The 19,680-nt window shown below is 63.7% G+C and carries 15 protein-coding genes; 9 read left to right on the forward strand and 6 right to left on the reverse strand.

Features of this window, described 5'->3' with window-relative positions; genetic code table 11:
* Window positions 1-5 precede the first annotated feature (5 nt).
* Window positions 6-800: a sterol desaturase family protein gene (locus ACEWQZ_RS03185; protein WP_476481627.1), complete on the forward strand. Its 795-nt coding sequence runs from the start codon at window positions 6-8 to the stop codon at window positions 798-800.
* An 85-nt stretch (window positions 801-885) separates the two neighbouring features.
* On the forward strand, window positions 886-1,695 hold the full coding sequence (locus tag ACEWQZ_RS03190; protein ID WP_476481628.1) for a prolipoprotein diacylglyceryl transferase family protein: 810 nt from the start codon (window positions 886-888) through the stop codon (window positions 1,693-1,695).
* A gap of 72 nt (window positions 1,696-1,767) precedes the next feature.
* Here the strand turns inward: ACEWQZ_RS03190 and ACEWQZ_RS03195 are convergent, their stop codons facing one another.
* Together ACEWQZ_RS03195 and ACEWQZ_RS03200 are read right to left on the reverse strand one after the other, a co-directional pair.
* Window positions 1,768-3,372, reverse strand: a complete 1,605-nt coding sequence (locus ACEWQZ_RS03195; protein ID WP_476481629.1) for a peptide MFS transporter — start codon at window positions 3,370-3,372, stop codon at window positions 1,768-1,770.
* 82 nt (window positions 3,373-3,454) lie between these two features.
* Window positions 3,455-6,976: a methylmalonyl-CoA mutase family protein gene (locus tag ACEWQZ_RS03200; protein ID WP_476481630.1), complete on the reverse strand. Its 3,522-nt coding sequence runs from the start codon at window positions 6,974-6,976 to the stop codon at window positions 3,455-3,457.
* 156 nt (window positions 6,977-7,132) lie between these two features.
* Here ACEWQZ_RS03200 and ACEWQZ_RS03205 point away from each other — a divergent pair, with 156 nt between their 5' ends.
* Window positions 7,133-7,480 (forward strand): ArsR/SmtB family transcription factor, encoded by a 348-nt coding sequence (locus ACEWQZ_RS03205; RefSeq protein WP_476481631.1) that lies wholly within the window; start codon window positions 7,133-7,135, stop codon window positions 7,478-7,480.
* Between the two features lie 19 nt (window positions 7,481-7,499).
* On the opposite strand, the gene ACEWQZ_RS03210 is transcribed toward ACEWQZ_RS03205, so the two are convergent.
* The 4 genes from ACEWQZ_RS03210 to ACEWQZ_RS03225 all read right to left on the reverse strand — a co-directional run bounded on the left by ACEWQZ_RS03210 (window position 7,500) and on the right by ACEWQZ_RS03225 (window position 12,073).
* Complete coding sequence (locus tag ACEWQZ_RS03210; protein ID WP_476481632.1) at window positions 7,500-8,903, reverse strand: sodium/proline symporter; 1,404 nt, start codon at window positions 8,901-8,903, stop codon at window positions 7,500-7,502.
* Window positions 8,904-8,973: 70 nt separating this feature from the next.
* A complete protein-coding gene (locus tag ACEWQZ_RS03215) occupies window positions 8,974-10,131 on the reverse strand; it encodes a hypothetical protein (RefSeq protein ID WP_476481633.1) in 1,158 nt (385 codons plus the stop codon).
* 39 nt (window positions 10,132-10,170) lie between these two features.
* Window positions 10,171-10,680 (reverse strand): response regulator, encoded by a 510-nt coding sequence (locus ACEWQZ_RS03220; protein ID WP_476481634.1) that lies wholly within the window; start codon window positions 10,678-10,680, stop codon window positions 10,171-10,173.
* Window positions 10,681-10,792: 112 nt separating this feature from the next.
* A complete protein-coding gene (locus tag ACEWQZ_RS03225; RefSeq protein WP_476481635.1) occupies window positions 10,793-12,073 on the reverse strand; it encodes an HD-GYP domain-containing protein in 1,281 nt (426 codons plus the stop codon).
* A 179-nt stretch (window positions 12,074-12,252) separates the two neighbouring features.
* Between ACEWQZ_RS03225 and ACEWQZ_RS03230 the strand changes: the two genes are divergently transcribed.
* From ACEWQZ_RS03230 to ACEWQZ_RS03255, 6 genes are all read left to right on the forward strand, one after another.
* On the forward strand, window positions 12,253-12,933 hold the full coding sequence (locus tag ACEWQZ_RS03230) for a TIGR00153 family protein (protein ID WP_476481636.1): 681 nt from the start codon (window positions 12,253-12,255) through the stop codon (window positions 12,931-12,933).
* 38 nt (window positions 12,934-12,971) lie between these two features.
* The gene (locus ACEWQZ_RS03235) at window positions 12,972-14,222 is read left to right on the forward strand and encodes an inorganic phosphate transporter (RefSeq protein WP_476481637.1); all 1,251 of its coding nucleotides are present in this window, start codon (window positions 12,972-12,974) and stop codon (window positions 14,220-14,222) included.
* A 134-nt stretch (window positions 14,223-14,356) separates the two neighbouring features.
* On the forward strand, window positions 14,357-14,560 hold the full coding sequence (locus ACEWQZ_RS03240; protein ID WP_476481638.1) for a YgaP family membrane protein: 204 nt from the start codon (window positions 14,357-14,359) through the stop codon (window positions 14,558-14,560).
* 367 nt (window positions 14,561-14,927) lie between these two features.
* The gene (locus ACEWQZ_RS03245) at window positions 14,928-16,031 is read left to right on the forward strand and encodes a Glu/Leu/Phe/Val dehydrogenase dimerization domain-containing protein (protein WP_476481639.1); all 1,104 of its coding nucleotides are present in this window, start codon (window positions 14,928-14,930) and stop codon (window positions 16,029-16,031) included.
* Between the two features lie 143 nt (window positions 16,032-16,174).
* Window positions 16,175-17,323 (forward strand): isovaleryl-CoA dehydrogenase, encoded by a 1,149-nt coding sequence (locus tag ACEWQZ_RS03250; RefSeq protein WP_476481640.1) that lies wholly within the window; start codon window positions 16,175-16,177, stop codon window positions 17,321-17,323.
* Between the two features lie 305 nt (window positions 17,324-17,628).
* Entirely contained in the window at window positions 17,629-19,446 is a 1,818-nt protein-coding gene (locus ACEWQZ_RS03255) for an SLC13 family permease (RefSeq protein ID WP_476481641.1), read from the forward strand.
* Window positions 19,447-19,680: the final 234 nt, after the last annotated feature.

Here is a 19,680-nt window from a genome sequence, read left to right on the forward strand (position 1 = left end):
GACAAATGCAACACGAACCCCTCATTCGCCTGACCATCTTCCTCGGCACGCTGGCCCTGCTGCTGATCTTCCAGCGCCTGTGGCCGGCGCGCGGCGACGGTCAGTGGTCACCCAGACAACTGACCAACGCCGGCCTGGTCGTGCTGGGCACCCTGCTGCTCCGCCTGGCCTTTCCGCTGCTGGCGGTCGCTCTGGCGGTGCAGGTTCACGGCGGCGGCCTGTATGGCTGGCTGGCCTGGCCGAGGTGGCTGGAGATCGCCACCGCGGTGCTGCTGTTCGACCTGGCGATCTACTGGCAGCACCGACTGCTCCACATCGTGCCCTTTCTGTGGCGCATGCACCGCGTGCATCACGCCGACACGGCTTTCGACGTGACTACCGGGGTACGCTTTCATCCCTTCGAAACCGCGCTATCGATGGGCATCAAGCTGGGCCTGGTCTGGCTGCTGGCCCCGCACCCCGCCGCGGTGCTGGTCTTCGAGGTTCTGCTGTCGGCGGGCGCGCTGTTCACCCACGCTGACTTTCGCTTCGCGCCGACGCTGGACCGACGCCTGCGCTGGCTGATCGTCACTCCCTCCATGCACCGTATCCACCACTCCACCTGGCGGCCGGAGACCGACAGCAACTACGGCTTTCACCTGTCGGCGTGGGACCGGATCTTCGGCAGCTACACGCCCGCGCCGCGGGACGACGAGCGCAGCATGCCGATCGGGCTGGAGCACTTCCGATCAAAAGCCGAGCAATCCCTGCCCCGGCTGCTGATCAATCCGTTTCGCCAAACCCCGAAAAAGGCAGACTGACGGAAACCCGTAGCTGCGTGACTCCCTGCCGCTGCCAGCATCTCAGGGGTTTGAACCCGGCAACGAAGCCCTGAAGGAGACTTGAATGGCAACCCTCGATATCGGACCTCTGGCGCTTCCAATGGGCCGGGCGCTCTTTCTGGCCGCCGGCATTGTCGCGTTGCTCGTCGCCGCGGTTGCGGGCCGAAAAAAGGAGGCATCGGTAACCGATCCGGTGTTCAACGTGCTCTTCGCGGGCATCGTGTCGGCGCGCGTGGCGTTCGTGTTCAGCTACTGGGAGCAGTACCGTAGCGACCTCATCGGCATCATCGATATCCGCGACGGTGGATTCGATCCGCTATTCGGCATCATCGGCGCGCTGCTTGTGCTGCTCTGGCAGCTGTGGCGCCGGCCGGCCGTTCGCCGCGCCCTGAGCGGCGCAGTCGCCGCGGGCCTTGTGACCTGGGTCGCGGGAGCGCTGATCACCGGCGTTATCCAGCCGCCGGCACCGGGCATTCCGGACACCACGCTGACCGCACTCGACAGCCGCACGACCACGCTGCCGCAGCTTGCCGACGGCAGACCGGTGGTTGTCAACCTCTGGGCCAGCTGGTGCCCGCCCTGCGTTCGCGAAATGCCCGTCCTCGAGAAAGCCCAGCAGGAAAACCCGGATGTCGCCTTCATCTTCGTCAATCAGGGCGAACAACCCGAAACCATTCAGGATTTCCTGTCCCGGCACGAGCTGTCGCTTGACCACGTATTGACCGACACTGGCGCCAGAATCGGGCGCGCAACCGGCAACCGGACCCTGCCGACGACGCTTTTCTACGACCGCAGCGGCAGGCAGGTAAACACCCATCTCGGCGCGCTGTCGGCGGCGTCCCTGGCCCACAATCTCGAACGATTCGACGATTGACGCCCGACCTGAAAGGAAACGGACGCCAGTGGCGCCCGCTTCGCTTTCTTGCTGCATCCTTTTCACCCCGGCTCAATCCCGAGGCGGCTCCTTCGGCCCGCCGGCCTCGTAGGCACCGGGCTCGTCCTGGCGAGCGAGGTTGTTGACCTTGTCTTCGTCGAGCGCCGCCAGTTTCTTCAGAAACGGCGTGGCGATCAGGAAGCCGACACCCACCACGGCCAGGAAAATCACGATCTGACGATAGAGGTTGGGGAAATCGGCGATATTTTCGTCGCTGAACCCGCCGGCCAGGAGCCCGGCGAGCAGGTTGCCCAGCGCGGCACCGAAGAACCACATGCCCATCATCTGGCTGTAGTAGCGGCGCGGCGCCAGCTTGGAGGTGGCCGACAGGCCGATGGGACTGAGGCACAGCTCGCCGGTGGTGTGGAACAGGTAGGTGAACAGCAGCCAGGTCGGCAGCACGCTCTCGCCGCTCTGGATGAACAGCGAGGCCACCCACATGAAGGCAAAGCCCAGCCCCAGCTGGAAAAAGCCGAGCGCGAACTTGAACGGAATCGACGGATCCATGTTGCGGCGGCCGAGATTGATCCACAGAGCCGAGAAGAACGGCGCCAGCAGCACGATGAAAATGGCGTTGAGCGACTGGAACGCCTCGGCGGGGATGACCGTACCGAGCATCTCACGCGCCGTATAGCGATCGGCAAACAGGTTGAGCGAGGAGCCGGCCTGCTCGAAGCCCGACCAGAAAAGCGCGGCACCGATGAACAGCGCCACCAGCACCACCGTTCGGCGGCGCTCCAGGCTGGTCAACTCGCGATCGATCAGAACGCGGATGTAGAAGATGGCCGCAACCGCCAGAATGACATAGGCGCTGTAGGCCGACATACGGCGGGCGTTCATGCTGAGCACGCCCTCCAGCCCCAGCACCGCCAGCACGAACAGGCCGGCAGCGCCGGCATAGATCAGCCAGGTCATGATCCTGGTCTGCCCTTGCTTGTCGACCGAGTTCGCTTCGGGATGCTTGCCGAACTCGCCCAGATGACGGCGCGTGATGCGGTAGGTGATCAGGCCCACGATCATGCCCACGGCGGCCGAGGCAAAGCCCCAGTGCCAGCCGATGTTGACGCGCAGCAGACCGGCAATCGGCGGGGCCAGCATGGCACCCAGGTTGATGCCCATGTAATAGATGACATAGCCGGCGTCGCGGCGCGCACCGCCCTCGGGGTAGAGCTCACCCACGCAGCTGGAGATATTGGGCTTGAGCAGGCCGGTGCCGATAACGATAAGGATCAGCCCGAAGAAAAAGCCGTAGAGCTCGGGAATGCCGGTAAAGCCCGGCAGCGAAAGCACGATATGGCCGATCGCGATGATGATGCCGCCGTACCAGATGGCATCCTGCTGGCCAAATACGCGGTCGGCCAGCCAGCCGCCCGGCAGTGCGGCCAGGTAGACCGCCGCGGTATAGAGGCCGTAGATGGCCGTGGCGGTCTCGTCGTCAAAGCCCAGCCCCCCTTCGGCCACCGTGGCGACCATGAACAGCACCAGCAGCGCACGCATGCCGTAGTAGCTGAAGCGCTCCCACAGCTCGGTGAAGAACAGCGTGCCGAGCCCGGCCGGATGTCCAAAAAACTTGCGCTGTCCCGGCGGCGCCGGCGTTCCCTCTCTGGATTGAGCCATCAATGAAGTCCCTTGCTTGTCAATGCTGAGCAATCAGCGAAGTTGACCAGAAAACCGGCTCTGAATCAAGGCAGATTACCGATTACATGTTGCGGCGATACTCCCCACCAACCTCGTAGAGCGCGTGCGAAATCTGCCCCAGCGAGCAGGTCTTGACCGCCTCCATCAGCGCCTCGAAGGTATTGCCGCGCTCGCGCGCAACCGCCTGCAGGCGCGCAAGCGCCTCATCCGCGCTCGAGTCGTAGCGGCGATTGAAAGCCTGTACGTTGCGCACCTGCTGCTGTTTCTCGTCGGTCGTCGAGCGGGCCAGTTCGATCTCGCCGCCCTCCTGTTCATCACCCGCCGAAGGCTTGAAGGTGTTGACGCCGATCAGCGGCAGCGAACCGTCGTGCTTCTTGCGCTCATAGTAGAGCGACTCTTCCTGGATCTTGCCGCGCTGGTACATCGTGTCCATTGCTCCCAGCACGCCGCCGCGCTCGGAGATACGCTCGAACTCGGCGTAGACGGCCTCTTCGACCAGATCGGTAAGCTGCTCGACGATATAGCTGCCCTGAAACGGGTTTTCGTTGTAGTTCAGGCCCAGCTCCTTGTTGATGATCATCTGGATGGCCACCGCCCGGCGCACCGACTCCTCGGTGGGCGTGGTGATCGCCTCGTCGTAGGCGTTGGTGTGCAGGCTGTTGCAGTTGTCGAAGATGGCATACAGCGCCTGCAGCGTGGTGCGGATGTCGTTGAACTGGATTTCCTGGGCGTGCAGCGAGCGCCCCGAGGTCTGGATGTGGTACTTGAGCATCTGCGAGCGCCGGTTGGCACCGTAGCGCTCGCGCATGGCGCGCGCCCAGATGCGCCGCGCCACCCGGCCGATGACGGCGTATTCAGGGTCCATGCCGTTGGAAAAGAAAAAGCTCAGGTTGGGCGCGAAGTCGTTGATGTCCATCCCGCGCGCCAGGTAGTACTCGACAATGGTGAAGCCGTTCGACAGCGTGAAGGCCAGCTGGCTGATCGGGTTGGCCCCGGCCTCGGCGATGTGGTAGCCGGAGATCGACACCGAGTAGAAGTTGCGCACGCCCTTGTCGATGAAGTACTGCTGGATATCGCCCATCATGTGCAGGGCGAACTCGGTCGAGAAGATGCAGGTGTTCTGGGCCTGATCCTCCTTGAGGATATCGGCCTGCACCGTGCCGCGAACAACCTTGAGCGTGTCGGCCTTGATCTTCTCGTAGGTCTCGGCGTCGACGAGCTGATCACCGGTCACGCCCAGCATGCCCAGGCCCAGCCCGTCGTTCGATGCCGGCAGATCACCGGTGTATTCGGGCCGGTCGTCGCCCAGGAGTTCGGCGCGCTTTTTCTGCGCAGCCTCCCACTGGCCGGCTTCCTTCAGGTGCTTTTCGACCTGCTGATCGACGGCGGTGTTCATGAACATCGCCATGATCATCGGCGCCGGGCCGTTGATGGTCATCGACACCGAAGTGGTCGGGTCGGCCAGATCGAAACCCGAGTAGAGTTTCTTCATGTCGTCGAGCGTGGCAATCGACACGCCCGAGTTGCCCACCTTGCCGTAGATGTCGGGCCGCTCGGCCGGGTCTTCGCCGTAGAGCGTGACCGAGTCGAAGGCCGTCGACAGGCGGCTGACCGGCTGGCCTTCGGACAGATAGTGGAAGCGCCGGTTGGTGCGCTCGGGCGTGCCTTCGCCGGCGAACATCCGGATCGGATCCTCGCCGCTGCGGCGATACGGATAAACGCCGCCGGTGTAGGGATAGTGCCCGGGCAAGTGCTCTTTCATCAGAAACACCAGCTGCTCACCCCAGTCGCGCGTGGGCGGCGGCGCGATCTTGGGAATGGCCAGCCTGGAAAGCGACTCGCGGTAGTTCGAGCCGCTGATGGTCTTGCCGCGCACCTCGTAGCTGAACTCTTCGGCTTCTACGGAAGCCTTGAGGTCGGGCCAGGCCCTGAGCAGGTCACGGCTCTCTTCTGGAATGGCCTTGAGGGCTTCGGCATAGCGCTGTCGCAGCGTGGTGATGGCCGCATCCTCTTGCGGGGTGGCGGCCTCAGTGGCAGCAGGCAATGCCATCGGCTCGGGCAGATCCTGTGCATCAAGCTCCCTGAGAGCTTCGTAGAAGTGCTGAGCCCGGCGGGCCTCCTCGGCCCACTCGAGAATATGCTCATTGAGCGCCCGTCCCTGCTCGGCAATTTCGGCCAGATAGCGCACCCGCTTGCCGGGAATCAGAATCGATGCCTTGGGCTCCCGATCGGTTAGCTCCAGATCCGGGGCAAAATCACAGCGCTCGCTTCCCCACTGCGGCTTTGCAGACGCATCTTCCGAATCCTGCCCTGCGACGGTCGCACCTTCCTGCTGGCGCAGAAGTCGGCACAGATTGCCGAACATCCAGGTCACACCCGGATCATTGAACTGACTGGCAATGGTGGGATAGACCGGCACGTCTTCGTCGGCCAGATCAAAAGCCAGACGATTGCGCTTCCACTGCTTGCGCACGTCCCTGAGCGCGTCGAGCGAGCCCTGCCGGTCGAATTTGTTGAGAATGACCAGCTCGGCAAAGTCGAGCATGTCGATCTTCTCCAGCTGGCTGGCGGCACCGTAATCCGACGTCATCACGTAAGCCGGAAAGTCGACCAGATCAACCACTTCCGAGCCGGACTGACCAATGCCCGCCGTCTCCAGGATCACCAGGTCGAAGCCCGAGGTCCTGAGCAGCGCCAGCGAATCGGCCACCACCTCGGAGGTCGCCAGGTGCTGCCGCCGAGTGGCCATCGAGCGCATGAACACCCGCTCGGAGCGCAGGGTGTTCATGCGGATGCGGTCCCCCAGCAGCGCGCCGCCGGTGCGCCGGCGGGTAGGATCGACAGCCAGCACCGCGATGCGCATTTCCGGGAAATACTGCAGAAAGCGGTTGAGCAGCTCGTCGGTCACCGAAGACTTGCCGGCCCCGCCGGTACCGGTCAGACCCACGATCGGCACACCGGTGGCTTTTTCCGCCGACTTGCGCAGCCGCGCCAGCTCGTGCTCTGAAATCGAACCGTTTTCGATTGCCGACAGGCGATGGGCGACGTCCTGAACGTCGAACCGCTGCCCTGAACCACCGTCGGTATCAGCGGCTGCCGCCCGCTCGGCTGACCGCCCGGCGCGCGCCTCGCGGGCCTTGTCGACCAGGTCCCCGATCATTTCCACCAGTCCCATCTTCATCCCGTCGTCCGGGTGATAGATGCGGGTCACGCCATAGTCATGCAGCTCGCTGATCTCCTCGGGCGTGATCGTGCCGCCGCCGCCGCCGAACACCTTGATGTGGCCGGCGCCCAGCTCTTCAAGCATGTCGACCATGTACTTGAAGTACTCCATGTGGCCACCCTGATAGGAGCTGACGGCAACCGCGTCGGCGTCCTCGCAGATGGCCGCGCGCACGATCTCGGCCACCGAGCGGTTATGCCCCAGATGAATCACCTCGCAGCCCTGATCCTGGATCAGCCGCCGCATCAGGTTGATGGCGGCATCGTGTCCGTCGAACAGGCTGGCAGCGGTAACCACTCGCAGCGGCAGGTCGGATTCAGTACGCGGGGTGTTCGAAAGCGTTTCGGCAGTCTGATTCATGGCGTGCAGTCGGGCGGTAACGGAAACCTCTCATTGTAGCCGGTCGCGGCTCGGCCAACCAAAACCTGCTCGCGCAGCCTGAGCAAGACGCCAGCACAGGCGCCTGTAAGCTCGAGTTTTGCGCCCAGCCGCGATCTGCGCGATAATTGCGCGATCATGAAAACCGTCACCGCCCCTGCGGCGCCGCCCGCGCGCCTGGAACTGCCCTCCCCGCAGGAGCTGGAACAACACGCGGAGAGCGCGGCGAGCTTCCTCAAGCTGATGACCAATCCGCATCGGCTGATGATTCTGTGCCACCTGCTCGACACCGAGCTGTCGGTCAGCGAGATCAATCGGCACCTGCCGCTGAGCCAGTCGGCGCTGTCGCAGCACCTGGCCGTGCTGCGCCAGGCCGGCGTGGTCAAGACCCGGCGCGAGCAGCAGACCATTCACTATTCGCTGGCCAGCAAAGAAGTGCGCGCACTGATGGCGACGCTTTACGAACAGTTCTGCCAGCCAGTCTGAGCCCGAAAGCCGACCGCCACTAACGCTTTTCCGAAGCCGGCCCGTGCTGCCCTTCCCTGCCGGCCAGGGCAATTCCCAGAGCAATGAACAGCGGCACCAGTCGCTCCACGGCGTTACCCGGGGCCTGCGGAAAAAAGCTGATCACGACCGTCAGGGAAAAGCCTGCCAGCATGGCCGCCAGACGGTAGCCGGGACGCACGCCTGCGGAAAACAGCATCACCACCAGCAGCGGACCGAAGGCGTTGCCAAGAGCCTGCCAGGCAAACAGGACGCGGTCGAAAATCGAGGCCGGAAACCACAGCGCCAGCGCGACCGCCGCCATTCCGAGCAGCGCGATGACGATGCGATCGATCGCCAGCGAGACGCGCCCGCGCCGCAGATCGTGGCTGACAGCCGAACCGGCGACCAGCAGCTGGCTGTCAGACGTTGACATGATCGCCGCCAGCACCCCGCCGGCCACCAGCCCGCCGGCGACGGACGGCAGCAGGTCGACGGCCAGCACCAGCAGCACCGACTCGCCGTCGGCCAGCTCGGGCATCAGCACACGCCCGGCCCAGCCCAGCACCACCATGCCGGCATAGATCACCGCCGCCCAGACCAGCGCGATGGTGCGCGCGAATCGGACTTCGGACGCCGAGCGCAGCGCCATGAATCGGTTGACCACATGCGGCTGCCCCGGATAGCCAAGGCCGATACCGAAAAGCCCCGCCACGAACACCATCGACAACAGCAGGCCCGGCTGATCGACCAGGCGGGCAAGCGCGGGGTCTTCCAGCGCCTGCAGCCCGGAAAGCAGACCCGCAGGACCGCCCACCGCAACCAGGGCGACGATGGGCAGGACAACGGCGACAAACAGCATCATCAGGCCCTGCAGGGCGTCGGTGACGCTTGCCGCCCAGAAACCACCAAGAAACACATAGGCCACCACGATCGCCGCACCGCAGATGATCGCCGCCATGGGCGGGACGCTCAGCGTGGTGCTGATCGCTGTTCCCGCCGCCTGGAACTGCGAGGCCACGTAAAAGGTGAAGCAGAACAGGATGATGACGGCGCCAAAGGCGCGAATCCGGCGTTCACTGGCTGCATCTGCGCCGCGGCCGAGAAACTCCACCAGAGTGAGCGCGCCATTGCCATGGCTGGCTGGCTGCAGCCGCGGCGCAATAAAGACCCAGTTGATGAAAAACCCCGACCAGACAGCGGGTATCAGCCACACGGCCTGCAGCCCCCAGGCCCAGGCTGCGCCGCTGACGCCCAGCAACGTCCAGGCCGAAGACGAGCTGGCCGATGCGCTCAACGAGGCCACGATGGGTCCCAGACGACGCCCGGCCAGATGAAAGTCGGCCGTATCTCCCACTCGCTTCTGCGCCCATACGCCAATGGACAGCAGCACGACCAAGTAAACAGCCAGCGTAGCGGCAACCATTGATCACTCCCTGTTCATGAACGATCCCGAACGCCGCTGGATGCAGCCGTTGACCGACCGCGCGCGGCCTTCAGAACTTGTAGGTAAGGCGGACGTAGAGATCCCGGTCTCGCTGGAGGCCGGAGGCAGCAGCGCGACGCTCGATTTCCTCGCGAATCCGGAAACGGACCGCAACCCGAAGCGACGGGCTGAAATGGTGCTGATAGCGAATCTCGTAGAGCTCGTCGTTGTTGCGAAAATCATTGGCGATCAGCCAGCCCGACTCCACGCGCCCGTAAACCACGCCAAGGTTGTGGCCGGGGCGGATATCGAACAGATTGGCGCTGATCTGATAGCCATCGCCGTCGACATCGTCGCCGGAAAGCCCGGTGAGCATGACCCGCTCCTTTGGCGTGTTGAAGGCGTGGCCATACTCGCCGGCAAGCACAAACCGCGTTGGGCCCTTGCCCAGGGGCCATTCTGCAGCCGCCTTGGCGGTCATGGTCAGGTAGTCCTCGCGAACCGGGCTCGATACCCCATTCGGAGCCAGCGCATCCGGCATCCAGTTGAGCGTGAGCATGCGCATGAACAGCGGCCCCCACTTCGCCGTCGAGCGCAGGCCCAGATAAGCACCAAGGCGGCTGGAGCTGTCGGCAAAATCGATCGGCCCGCGAATGGTGTTGCCGGTGCCCCGACGATGGTTGAGCTGGGCAATCACGTGCCCCTCCCAGCCGCCGCCGAGCCGGCTGATCCAGTGGGCGCCGTCGGTCCAGCCGATGCCCACGTTCGAGGCGTCGTTGCGGTCCAGGCTTTTACCGGGCACGACCGGCAGGCTGAAGTTGGTCTGGAACCGGCCCAGGCGCAGCTGGTTTTGCGATGCCTCATCGGCCCACTGAAAATAGAACTGGTCGATATGCGCCTCGCCCGAGCGCGTGCCGGTCCCGGAGGCGCGATACCGATCGAGCTCGAACGAAAAGTCGTTGCCGTCGCTGGTGACCCAGGTCGCCAGCCGGCCGCGAAATGACCAGTTGCCGGCAATCGCGGTCTCGGCAAACACGCGGGCACGGGCGCGCAGGCTTTCATCGCTGCGGTTGCCGCCGTCGCGCGCGTCGCGTTCACTGGCGTAGAAACCGCCCCGAAGGTCACCGCCAAAATCCCAGGCCAGCGCCTGGGCAGAAGCCATCAGGCCCAGGGCCACGGCAAAGACCAACGTCGGAGAAAGGATCTTGCTGAAACATGAACCCGGCACGACAAGAACTCCTGTGGACTACAGCGACAACAAAAAAATCTATTCTTCGGGCGGCTGGCCTGAATCGGGCTCGCGTGCGCTGCGCGCCGGCAGCTCGCCCGCGCTGACCAGGCGCTCGATATGAGAAAACACTTCGTAGCGGCCAAAGGGCTTCTTCATGAACCCGTCGGCGCCGATCTTCTTGAGATAAAACTCTTCGACCGCCTGCGGATTGCCGCTGATCATGACCACCGGCACCGACCGGGTTGCCGCGTTGCGGCGCAGCTGGCGCAGGGCGCTGAAGCCGCTCATCCCCGGCAACACGATATCAAGAAAGATCAGATCGGGCGGGTCCTCACTGGCCATCGCCAGCGCCGTCTCCGCATTGTCTGCCGTACTCGTCTCGTAGTCGTTCTGGTCCAGCATGTGGCTGAGCGCGCTGACAATCGTGCGCGAGTCGTCCACGATCAGCACCCGCAGCCCCCGCCTGGCATCCAGGCGGTGACGCTGACGGCGATCATCGGGCTGGCGCATCCCCAGCAGGCGGCGAAATCGATCCAATTGGCTCATTGGGTTTCCCGGTCACTCGATCGCTTGATTATCCCTTGATCGGGCGGCGCATTCCAATCACATTTTCCGCTGATTCGGCCGATCAAGCCCGGCGGCGCCAGAGCGAGCGCGCTCAATCGAGCATCGATACCAGCATTGCCTTGACGTTGACGCCGGGCAGCCCGTCCGGGAGCACGTCCTGAATATGCATCAGCGGATTGCCGTCATCGTCACGCAGCGCGTCCAGATCGATGCGTTCACCAGCGCGATAGCCCGAAGCGCCGGGGATGAGTTTGCGCACCAGCGGATAGAAACCGTGGGCAATGTTGGTTTCCTCGACCACGGCCAGCGCGCCGCTGGACAGGCGCACCAGCGTGCCCGGCGCGACCCAGCCGAGAAACTGAATGAAGGTTTCGACCATGTCGCGGTCGAACTTGTGCGTCCGGCCGCGCCACAGCACACCCAGGGCGTCATGGTGTGACCGTGCCGGTCGATAGCTTCTGTGCGATGTCACCGCATCGTAGACGTCGACAATGGCCACCAGCTTCGAGACGCGATGGATATCGGCAGCCTGCTTGCCGTCGGGGTACCCCCCGCCATCGACGCGCTCGTGGTGCTCGAGCGCAGCCAGGGCCACGACCTCATCAACGTCATCACGGCGAGACAGCAGCTGATGGCCCTTGCGGGCATGCGTCTTGACGTGGCGATATTCCTCTTCGCTGAGCAGGTCGGGCTTGTTGAGTATCGAGCTGTCGATCTCGACGTTGCCGACGTCGTGCAGCAGGGCCGCCAGGCCGGCGCGCTCGATCTGATCCGGCGCCCACTCCAGGGCATGCGCCAGACCTAGAGCCAGAATGGCCGAATTGATCGAGTGTCGGGCGGTGTAGTCGTCGCGCTCCTTGATCCGCGTCAACCAGACCATCGCCGCCAGATTTCGCTGCAGATATCCGCCCAGCTCAGCGACCACGCGCTCGGCCGTCTTGATCTCCAGCGCACCGTTATGCGCAAAGCCGCGAATCAGCTGCCGTGCCTGCGTATCGAGCAGGCTGTAGGCACGCAGCGCTACCCCCACGCTGTCGTGGTCGAGCCGTTTGCCGCGCAGGGCATTGATCGGATGACGCGGGCTGGTGGCAGCCGGCAGCGGTGTCCGGGCAGCGCGCTGTGTTGACCCGGACCCCCGGTCGGGGTCGGGTGGCCGGTGGCTGCGCTCGCGGTCAATGACCACCCACTCGCAGTGGCCCTCGAACCACGCGCGGGTATCCTCTGTATCGATCGCCACGCCCTGCAGCGGAAACGGCGTGTCGATCCAGGGAATATCCAGGCGCACGACGAAATCCCCGATCGTCAGATCAGAAGGATGAACGATCATTTCCCGCGACCAGTGCGAGTGTGACGGTTCCTTTTGTTCCGGCATGCGCTGACACCCCTGAAGCTGCCCGGCATTATGCCAGCAAAGGCCTGAGACGCCGGTCACACAACCACGGCAGCTCACGATCTTGAACAAGCCCTTGTCCACCCGTGTTGGCATCGTATTAGCTGGTACAATCCGCAGCAACCAAAAGCCAGACCCCGGCAAGCCCGACACGAACCCCGATGAATCCAACCGGTTATATCTCTCGCGTCTTCGGCCAGTCTCCCGTGCGCCCGCTGCAGCAGCATTTCGAAAAGGCAGCCGACTGCGCCGAACAACTGCCCCGCTTCGTGCGCGCCGCCCAGGCCGGCGACTGGGATGAGGCCACCAGCGTACGCAAGGCCATCGTCAAACTGGAGCATGAAGCCGACGACCTCAAGCGCGAGCTGCGCCTGAGCCTGCCGCGCAGCCTGTTCATGCCGGTCGCCCGCACCGACGTGCTCGAAATGCTTTCGGTACAGGACCATATCGCCAACAAGACCCGTGACATCTCCGGTCTGATGCTGGGGCGGCGCATGGTCATCCCCGGCGTCCTCCAGGATCTGTATCTGAGCTTTGTCGACCGCTGCCTGGACGCCGTAAGGCAGGCGCACAAGACGGTCAACGAGCTCGACGAGCTGTTTGAAACCGGCTTTCGCGGCAGCGAGATCGAGCTGGTAATGGGCATGATCGAAAAACTCGACAAGATCGAAAACGACAGCGATGCCCTGCAGGTGGAGTTCCGAGCGAAGCTGTTCCAGCTCGAGAAGGATTTTCCGCCCATCGACGTGATGTTCGTCTACAAGGTCATCGACTGGACCGGCGACCTGGGCGACCTGGCCCAGCGGGTCGGCAGTCGACTGCACCTGATGATCGCGCGCTAGCACGACTGGAAAAACACCCCAAAGGGCCTTGAGTCTAGATGGAACAGGCGATTTTCTACATCATCCTGGCGGCGTTTTTCGGCCTGTTCATGGCCTGGGGCATTGGCGCCAATGACGTCGCCAACGCGATGGCGCCCTCGGTCGGGTCACGTGCCATCACCATCAAGCAGGCCATCCTGATCGCCGGAGTATTCGAGTTCAGCGGCGCGGTGCTGGCCGGCGGCGGCGTCACCGGCACCATTCGCAAGGGCATCGTTGACGCCTCGCTTCTGCAGGGCCAGCCGGAGCTGCTGGTCTACGGCATGCTGGCATCATTGCTCGCTGCCGGAACCTGGCTGTTACTGGCTTCGGCGCGCGGCTGGCCGGTCTCCACCACCCACACCATCATCGGTGCGGTTGTCGGCTTTGCCGCCATCGGCATCCGCTTTTCCGCTGTTCACTGGGACCAGGTCGGCCAGATCGTCATGAGCTGGGTCATCAGCCCCCTGATGGCCGGCTTCATCGCCTGGCTGCTGTTCACCAGCGTTCAGCGGCTGGTTCTCGACCGCCCCGACCCGCTCAAGGCGGCGCGGCGCTATGTCCCCGGCTATATCTTCCTGGCCGGGTTTTTCATGACCCTGGTCACCGTATTCAAGGGCCTCAAGCATATCGGCGTCGACCTCGACCCGGCGCACTCGTATGCCCTGGCGGTGCTGGTCGGCGCCGTGATTGCCGGCGTTGGCACGATTTTCATCCTGCGCATCCCCGCTGCCAACCTCGACGATACCGAACTCAACTACTACGCCGTCGAGCGCATCTTCGGCGTATTGATGGTCGTGACCGCCTGCGCCATGGCCTTTGCCCACGGCTCCAACGATGTTGCCAACGCCATTGGACCAGTTGCGGCAGTGGTCAGCGTTGCCAGCAGCGGCAGCGTCGAGCAGCAGGCGATCGTGCCGATATGGATCCTGATCCTCGGCGGCACCGGCATTGTCATTGGCCTGGCCACGTATGGTCATCGCGTCATCGCCACGGTCGGCAGCAAGATCACCGTGCTCACGCCCAGCCGCGGGTTTGCCGCCGGGCTCGCCGCGGCCGCAACCATCGTCATGGCCTCCGGCACCGGCTTGCCCATTTCCACAACCCATACGGTTGTCGGCGGCATTCTGGGGGTCGGGCTGGCCCGCGGCATCGCCGCGATCAATCTCCAGACCGTCAGTTCGATCTTCCTTTCCTGGGTCATCACCATTCCGGCCGGCGCCCTGCTTTCGGTCTTCTTTTTCCTTGCCATTCGGGCCGTGGCGACCTGAGCAGGCTGTCCCTCGGCCACAAGACCCGTAGCTGATTCTGCGGTGCCACAATGCAGGCCTGCCCCTGTGTGCTTGACTTATATATTAGTCTTTGCTTATATTATGGTCAATTCACTGCTTCCAAGGAACACGTCATGAACATCGACCGACTGGTTTTCGCCTTCGCGGGCTTCATGGTGCTTGTCAGCGTGGCGCTGTCACATCTCCACAGCGCCTACTGGCTGCTGCTGACGGCCTTTATCGGATTCAACCTGCTGCAGGCTTCATTGACCGGGTTCTGCCCGCTGGCCAGAATACTCAAGCTCATGGGCAAGCAGCCCGGCCCGGCATTTGATTGACACGCTCACCGGCGAGCCCGGGGCGCCGGAGAAACGCTTCAGCGCCCGGGCGTGGTCCCGGGCGCGATCTTCACACCCAGCTGCAGATCGTTCGCGCCCTCCTTCGATCGTTCGCGCCCTCCTTCGAAAGCGCGCCGCGGCACAATCCGACACGACACCTCCTGATCAGGCTAAAATAAGCGGCTGACTCGTCTGCCGTCAGCACTCGGCCGGGCGGGCATTCGATGCCTCGATCTTTCCTGAAAACGCCATTGCGGGGAAAATCACTACCGGGCATGGCAATCAATGAATCGAACCCGGCTGATTCGAAGCGGAATCGGCACTGAACGCCTGCAACCGCACGGGTGCAGGCCATGGAGGACCGTCAATGAATCTGTTTGAAACCATTCACACGACCGAGCACGAGCAGGTCATCTTCTGCCACCACAAGGATGCCGGCCTCAAAGGCATCATCGCCATTCACAACACCACGCTCGGGCCGGCGCTGGGCGGCATGCGCATGTGGCCTTATGCCACCGAGCAGGAAGCGCTCGACGACGTGCTGCGCCTGTCGCGCGGCATGACCTACAAGGCTTCGGTGGCCGGCCTGAACCTCGGCGGCGGCAAGGCCGTCATCATCGGCGACCCGCGCAAGGACAAGTCCGAAGCACTGTTTCGCGCCATGGGCCGCTTCATCGACTCGCTGCACGGGCGCTACATCACCGCCGAGGATGTGGGCATCGACGTCAACGACATGGAGTACGTCTTCCAGGAAACCGGCAACGTGGTCGGTGTCCATCAGGTTCACGGCGGCTCGGGCGATCCCTCGCCGTTCACCGCCTTCGGCACCCTGCAGGGCATTCGCGCCAGCCTGCAGAAGAAGTTCGGCGACGAAGACATCAGCAAGTACAGCTTTGCCGTTCAGGGCGTGGGTCACGTCGGCATGGAGCTGGTCAAGCTGCTGCGGCGCGAAAATGCCAAGGTGTTCGTGGCCGACATCTACGACGAGCCGGTTCAGGCCGCCGTCGAACTCGGCTGTGAAGCCGTCGGAGTAGACGACATCTACGACGTCGACGCGGACGTCTTTGCGCCCACCGCGCTGGGCGGCATCGTCAACGAACAGACCATCCCGCGCTTCAAGTTCAAGATCGTGTGCGGTTCGGCCAACAACCAGCTTGCCGACGACGAGGCCGGCGACGAGCTCGATGGCCGCGGCATCATCTACGCGCCCGACTACGCCGTCAACGCCGGCGGCCTGATGAACGTCTCCATCGAGTTCGAAGGCTATAACCGCGAGCGCGCCAAGCGCATGACGCGCGCCATTTACTACAACGTCTCCAAGATCTTCCAGATTGCCGAACGCGACGGCATCACGACCTGGAAAGCCGCCAACCGCATGGCCGAGGAGCGCATCGCCATGATCGGCAAGCTCAAGCTGCCCTTCATGGGCCGCTCGCACCGCTTCCCCGGCCGCGAACGTGGCAACCAGTAACTCCGGAGCGCCCGGGCTCTTCCGGGGCTGAATGAACCACCAGGGGCACGAAGGATACGAACAATGAACAGGTTCCATTTTCACCTCGTGCCCTTCTTGCCCCTGTTGGCTTCAAGGCTCTTTCTGATGACAGGCACCCAACCATGAAACTGTCCGAAGATATCGAAATGCTGCGCGAGAGCGTGCGCCGCTACGCCGAAGACTCGATCGCGCCGCGCGCGGAAGAAATCGACCGCAGCAATGAATTTCCGCAGGAGCTCTGGCGCGAGCTCGGCGACATGGGCCTTCTCGGCATCACCATTCCCGAAGCGCACGGCGGCTCGGACATGGGCTATCTGGCCCACCTGGTGGCAATGGAAGAAATTTCCCGCGCCTCGGCCTCCATCGGCCTGTCCTTCGGCGCCCACTCCAATCTGTGCGTGGACAACCTCTACCGCAACGGCACAGCGGCCCAGCGCGAGAAGTACGTACCCCGGCTCGTCTCCGGCGAATGGGTCGGCGCTCTGGCCATGTCCGAGCCGGGCGCCGGTTCCGACGTGGTCGGCTCGATGAGCTGCCGCGCCGAAAAGAAGGGCGATGTGTGGGTCGCCAACGGCTCGAAGATGTGGATCACCAACGGCCCTGAATGCGACGTCGCCGTGGTCTACATGCGCACCGCCGGGCAGGAAGCCGGCAGCAAGTGCATGACCGCCTTTCTCATCGAGAAGGATTTCAGCGGCTTCAGCAAGGCGCAAAAGCTCGACAAGCTGGGCATGCGCGGCTCCAACACCTGCGAGCTGGTTTTCGACAACTGCGAAATTCCCGCAGAAAACGTCCTGGGCGAGGTCAACGAAGGCGTGAAGATCCTGATGTCAGGGCTCAACTCGGAGCGCCTGGTGCTCTCCGGCGGCCCGATCGGCATCATGCAGGCCGCCATGGACAATGTGCTGCCCTACATCCGCGAGCGCAAGCAGTTCGGCCGCGCGCTGTCCGACTTCGGCCTGATGCAGGCCAAGGTCGGCGACATGTACGCCGCGCTGCAGTCTTCCCGCGGCTTTGCCTACCAGCTTGCAGCCGCCTACGACACCGGCGAGCGCTCGCGCATCGACGCCGCAGCCTGCCTGCTGCACGCCTCGAGAAGCGCCGTCAACGTCGCGCTGGAAGCCATCCAGGCTCTGGGCGGCAACGGCTACATCAACGAATACCCCACCGGCCGCCTGCTCCGAGACGCCAAACTCTACGATATCGGCGCCGGCACCAACGAAATCCGCCGCATGCTCATCGGCCGCGAACTCGCCGCCGGGCGAAGCTGAGACGGAAAATCCTTGAAACGCAAAGACGCAAAGCAGCAAAGGACGCAAAGAAAAGAAAACAAACAAGAAACATTGGGCTCACGGAGCACGTGTTCCGCGTGTTTCCGTGTTTCCCGTGGTTATAAGACTTTTTTCTTACTGAATCTGGGTGAATCTGCGGTTTCAAAAGGCCGGGCCCTGAGCTGGCTGAGTAACGTCCATAATCAGGTGAGGTTTTATTTCATCAGGCTTTCTTTGCGTTCTTTGCTGCTTTGCGTCTTTGCGTTAAAAAGGTTCTGGTTTTCATTACCCCGGCTGGATCCTGAATGACCGTCGAAATCGGCCTGGTCTTCGTCATCATCGCCATCGCGCTCTACCTGTTCGCCAGCGAGCGCTTTCCGCTGGACGTCACCGCCTTTCTGATCCTGATCACGGTCACCGCCATTCCGCTGCTGTTTCATTCGCAGTGGCTGGTCGAGCGCGGCATCGACCTCCAGGCCGCGTTTCCCACGGTTCGTGAAGGCCTGTCTGGCTTGTCGTCGCCGGCCACCGTGACGGTTCTGGCGATGTTCATCCTGTCGGCCGGCGTGCAGCGCACCGGCCTGGTGCACCGCCTCGGCCTACTGCTCTCACCGTGGATGAAAGGCCCGGAGTCGCGTCAGATCATCATCATCGCGCTGCTCGTCGGGCCGGTCTCGGGCCTGATCAACAACACCGCGGCGGTCGCCGTGGCCATCCCGCTGGTGCTCGACATGGCCCGGCGTTCGGGCTCGAGCGCGGCGCGCCTGCTCATGCCGATGAGCTTTGTGGCCATGATGGGCGGCACCCTGACTTTGATCGGCACCTCGACCAACCTGCTGGCCTCGGCTCTGGCCGCCGACCACCCCGACTTCGGCCGCGCCATCGGCATGTTCGAGTTCACCCACGTCGGCGCCATCGTACTCACCACCGGCGTGCTGTATTTCCTGGTCGTCGGGCGCTGGCTGCTGCCCAGAGGCGACCGCGTGTCGGTGCAGGACAAGAACGAGGAAGATTTCATTTTCGAGGTCCGGGTCACCTCCGGCGGCCGCCTGGTCGGCAAGAGCGCCAGCGAGGCCGACTTCGACGACCACAGCGGCGCCGAGGTGGTGCGCCTGATCCGCGACGGCGAGTCGCACATCAAGCGCGCGGCCACTACCCGCCTGAAGGTCGACGATGTCCTCCAGCTGCGCGGCACGCGCCGCCAGGTCGCTGATCTGATCAAATCCGATGACGTCAGGCTGATTTCGGACTTCGGCCACGCCAGGGGCGTGCGCAGCGACGGCCACCTGGCGCGCATCCTGCTGCGCAACGAGCGCGTCTTCAACGGTGAGCACGGCAGCAAGGTCGGTTTCTGGCGCCGCTACCAGGCCCGCCCGGTGGGGCTGGAAGCCGATCGCGTGAGCGCTCCGCGCCTGGCCGATGAGCCGCTGCGGGTGGGCGAGATCGTGCTGCTGCAGCTGTCGACCACCGCGCTGGAAAAGCTGCGGCGCCACCCCGACGTGATCGTGCTCGACACCTTCGAAGACGAGTTCGACCGCGCCCGCATGTGGACGGCCGGCCTGATCGTCGCCGGGGTGGTGCTCGCCGCCGCGCTCACGCCCCTGCCCATTGTCATCACCGCGCTGATCGGCGTGCTGGCCATGATTTTTACCGGCTGCCTCGCCCGCGAGGATCTGTACTCGGGCGTGGCCTGGAACGTGATCTTCCTGCTCGCCGGCGTCATCCCCTTGGGGATCGCCATGACCAAGTCCGGTGCGGCGGCCTGGCTGGCCGGTCTGCTGGCCGCCAACGCCGGCAGCTGGCATCCGCTGCTGGTGCTCATGGCACTGTATGCCATCACCACCGTACTCACCGAGATGGTCAGCAACAACGCCGCCGCGGTCATCCTGGTTCCGGTGGCCATCGGCCTGGCCGACCAGCTCGGCCTGCCCGTCCTGCCGCTGGTGTTGATAGTGATGTTCGCCGCCTCGACCAGCTTCCTCACGCCGGTGGGCTACCAGACCAACACCATGATCCACGGCACCGGCCTGTATCGATTCACCGATTTCGCCAGAGTCGGCGCCCCCCTCAACGCCCTGCTGATGGTCGTCACCAGCACCGCCATCTGGGGCTTCTGGCTCTGAATCTCGAAAAAACCCGAAATCTCTGAACCCACGGAAAACACTGAAGGCACGGAAAAAATCGGATCGAATGTGCTCCGGGAGCTTTTCCGGCACAGCCGTTTCCGTGACTTTCCGCGCCTTCCGTGGTTACAGGCTTTTACAGCACCCGGCGCACCCTGGTGGCAACCGGCGCCGGCTTGCGGTAGCAACCTTTCGGCCCAACCTGCGATAATAGATAACTTCCATTTCCAAACC

It is taken from the genome of Wenzhouxiangella sp. YN1, from assembly GCF_056324145.1.

What these genes read in the sequence shown, in the direction of transcription:
- ACEWQZ_RS03190 (WP_476481628.1), top strand. Translation starts at nt 886, where the DNA reads ATGGCAACCCTCGATATCGGACCTCTGGCGCTTCCAATGGGCCGGGCG.
- ACEWQZ_RS03255 (WP_476481641.1), top strand. Translation starts at nt 17,629, where the DNA reads ATGACCGTCGAAATCGGCCTGGTCTTCGTCATCATCGCCATCGCGCTC.
- ACEWQZ_RS03220 (WP_476481634.1), bottom strand. Translation starts at nt 10,680, where the DNA reads ATGAGCCAATTGGATCGATTTCGCCGCCTGCTGGGGATGCGCCAGCCC.
- ACEWQZ_RS03200 (WP_476481630.1), bottom strand. Translation starts at nt 6,976, where the DNA reads ATGAATCAGACTGCCGAAACGCTTTCGAACACCCCGCGTACTGAATCC.
- ACEWQZ_RS03235 (WP_476481637.1), top strand. Translation starts at nt 12,972, where the DNA reads ATGGAACAGGCGATTTTCTACATCATCCTGGCGGCGTTTTTCGGCCTG.
- ACEWQZ_RS03250 (WP_476481640.1), top strand. Translation starts at nt 16,175, where the DNA reads ATGAAACTGTCCGAAGATATCGAAATGCTGCGCGAGAGCGTGCGCCGC.
- ACEWQZ_RS03240 (WP_476481638.1), top strand. Translation starts at nt 14,357, where the DNA reads ATGAACATCGACCGACTGGTTTTCGCCTTCGCGGGCTTCATGGTGCTT.
- ACEWQZ_RS03195 (WP_476481629.1), bottom strand. Translation starts at nt 3,372, where the DNA reads ATGGCTCAATCCAGAGAGGGAACGCCGGCGCCGCCGGGACAGCGCAAG.
- ACEWQZ_RS03230 (WP_476481636.1), top strand. Translation starts at nt 12,253, where the DNA reads ATGAATCCAACCGGTTATATCTCTCGCGTCTTCGGCCAGTCTCCCGTG.
- ACEWQZ_RS03245 (WP_476481639.1), top strand. Translation starts at nt 14,928, where the DNA reads ATGAATCTGTTTGAAACCATTCACACGACCGAGCACGAGCAGGTCATC.
- ACEWQZ_RS03225 (WP_476481635.1), bottom strand. Translation starts at nt 12,073, where the DNA reads ATGCCGGAACAAAAGGAACCGTCACACTCGCACTGGTCGCGGGAAATG.
- ACEWQZ_RS03205 (WP_476481631.1), top strand. Translation starts at nt 7,133, where the DNA reads ATGAAAACCGTCACCGCCCCTGCGGCGCCGCCCGCGCGCCTGGAACTG.
- ACEWQZ_RS03210 (WP_476481632.1), bottom strand. Translation starts at nt 8,903, where the DNA reads ATGGTTGCCGCTACGCTGGCTGTTTACTTGGTCGTGCTGCTGTCCATT.
- ACEWQZ_RS03185 (WP_476481627.1), top strand. Translation starts at nt 6, where the DNA reads ATGCAACACGAACCCCTCATTCGCCTGACCATCTTCCTCGGCACGCTG.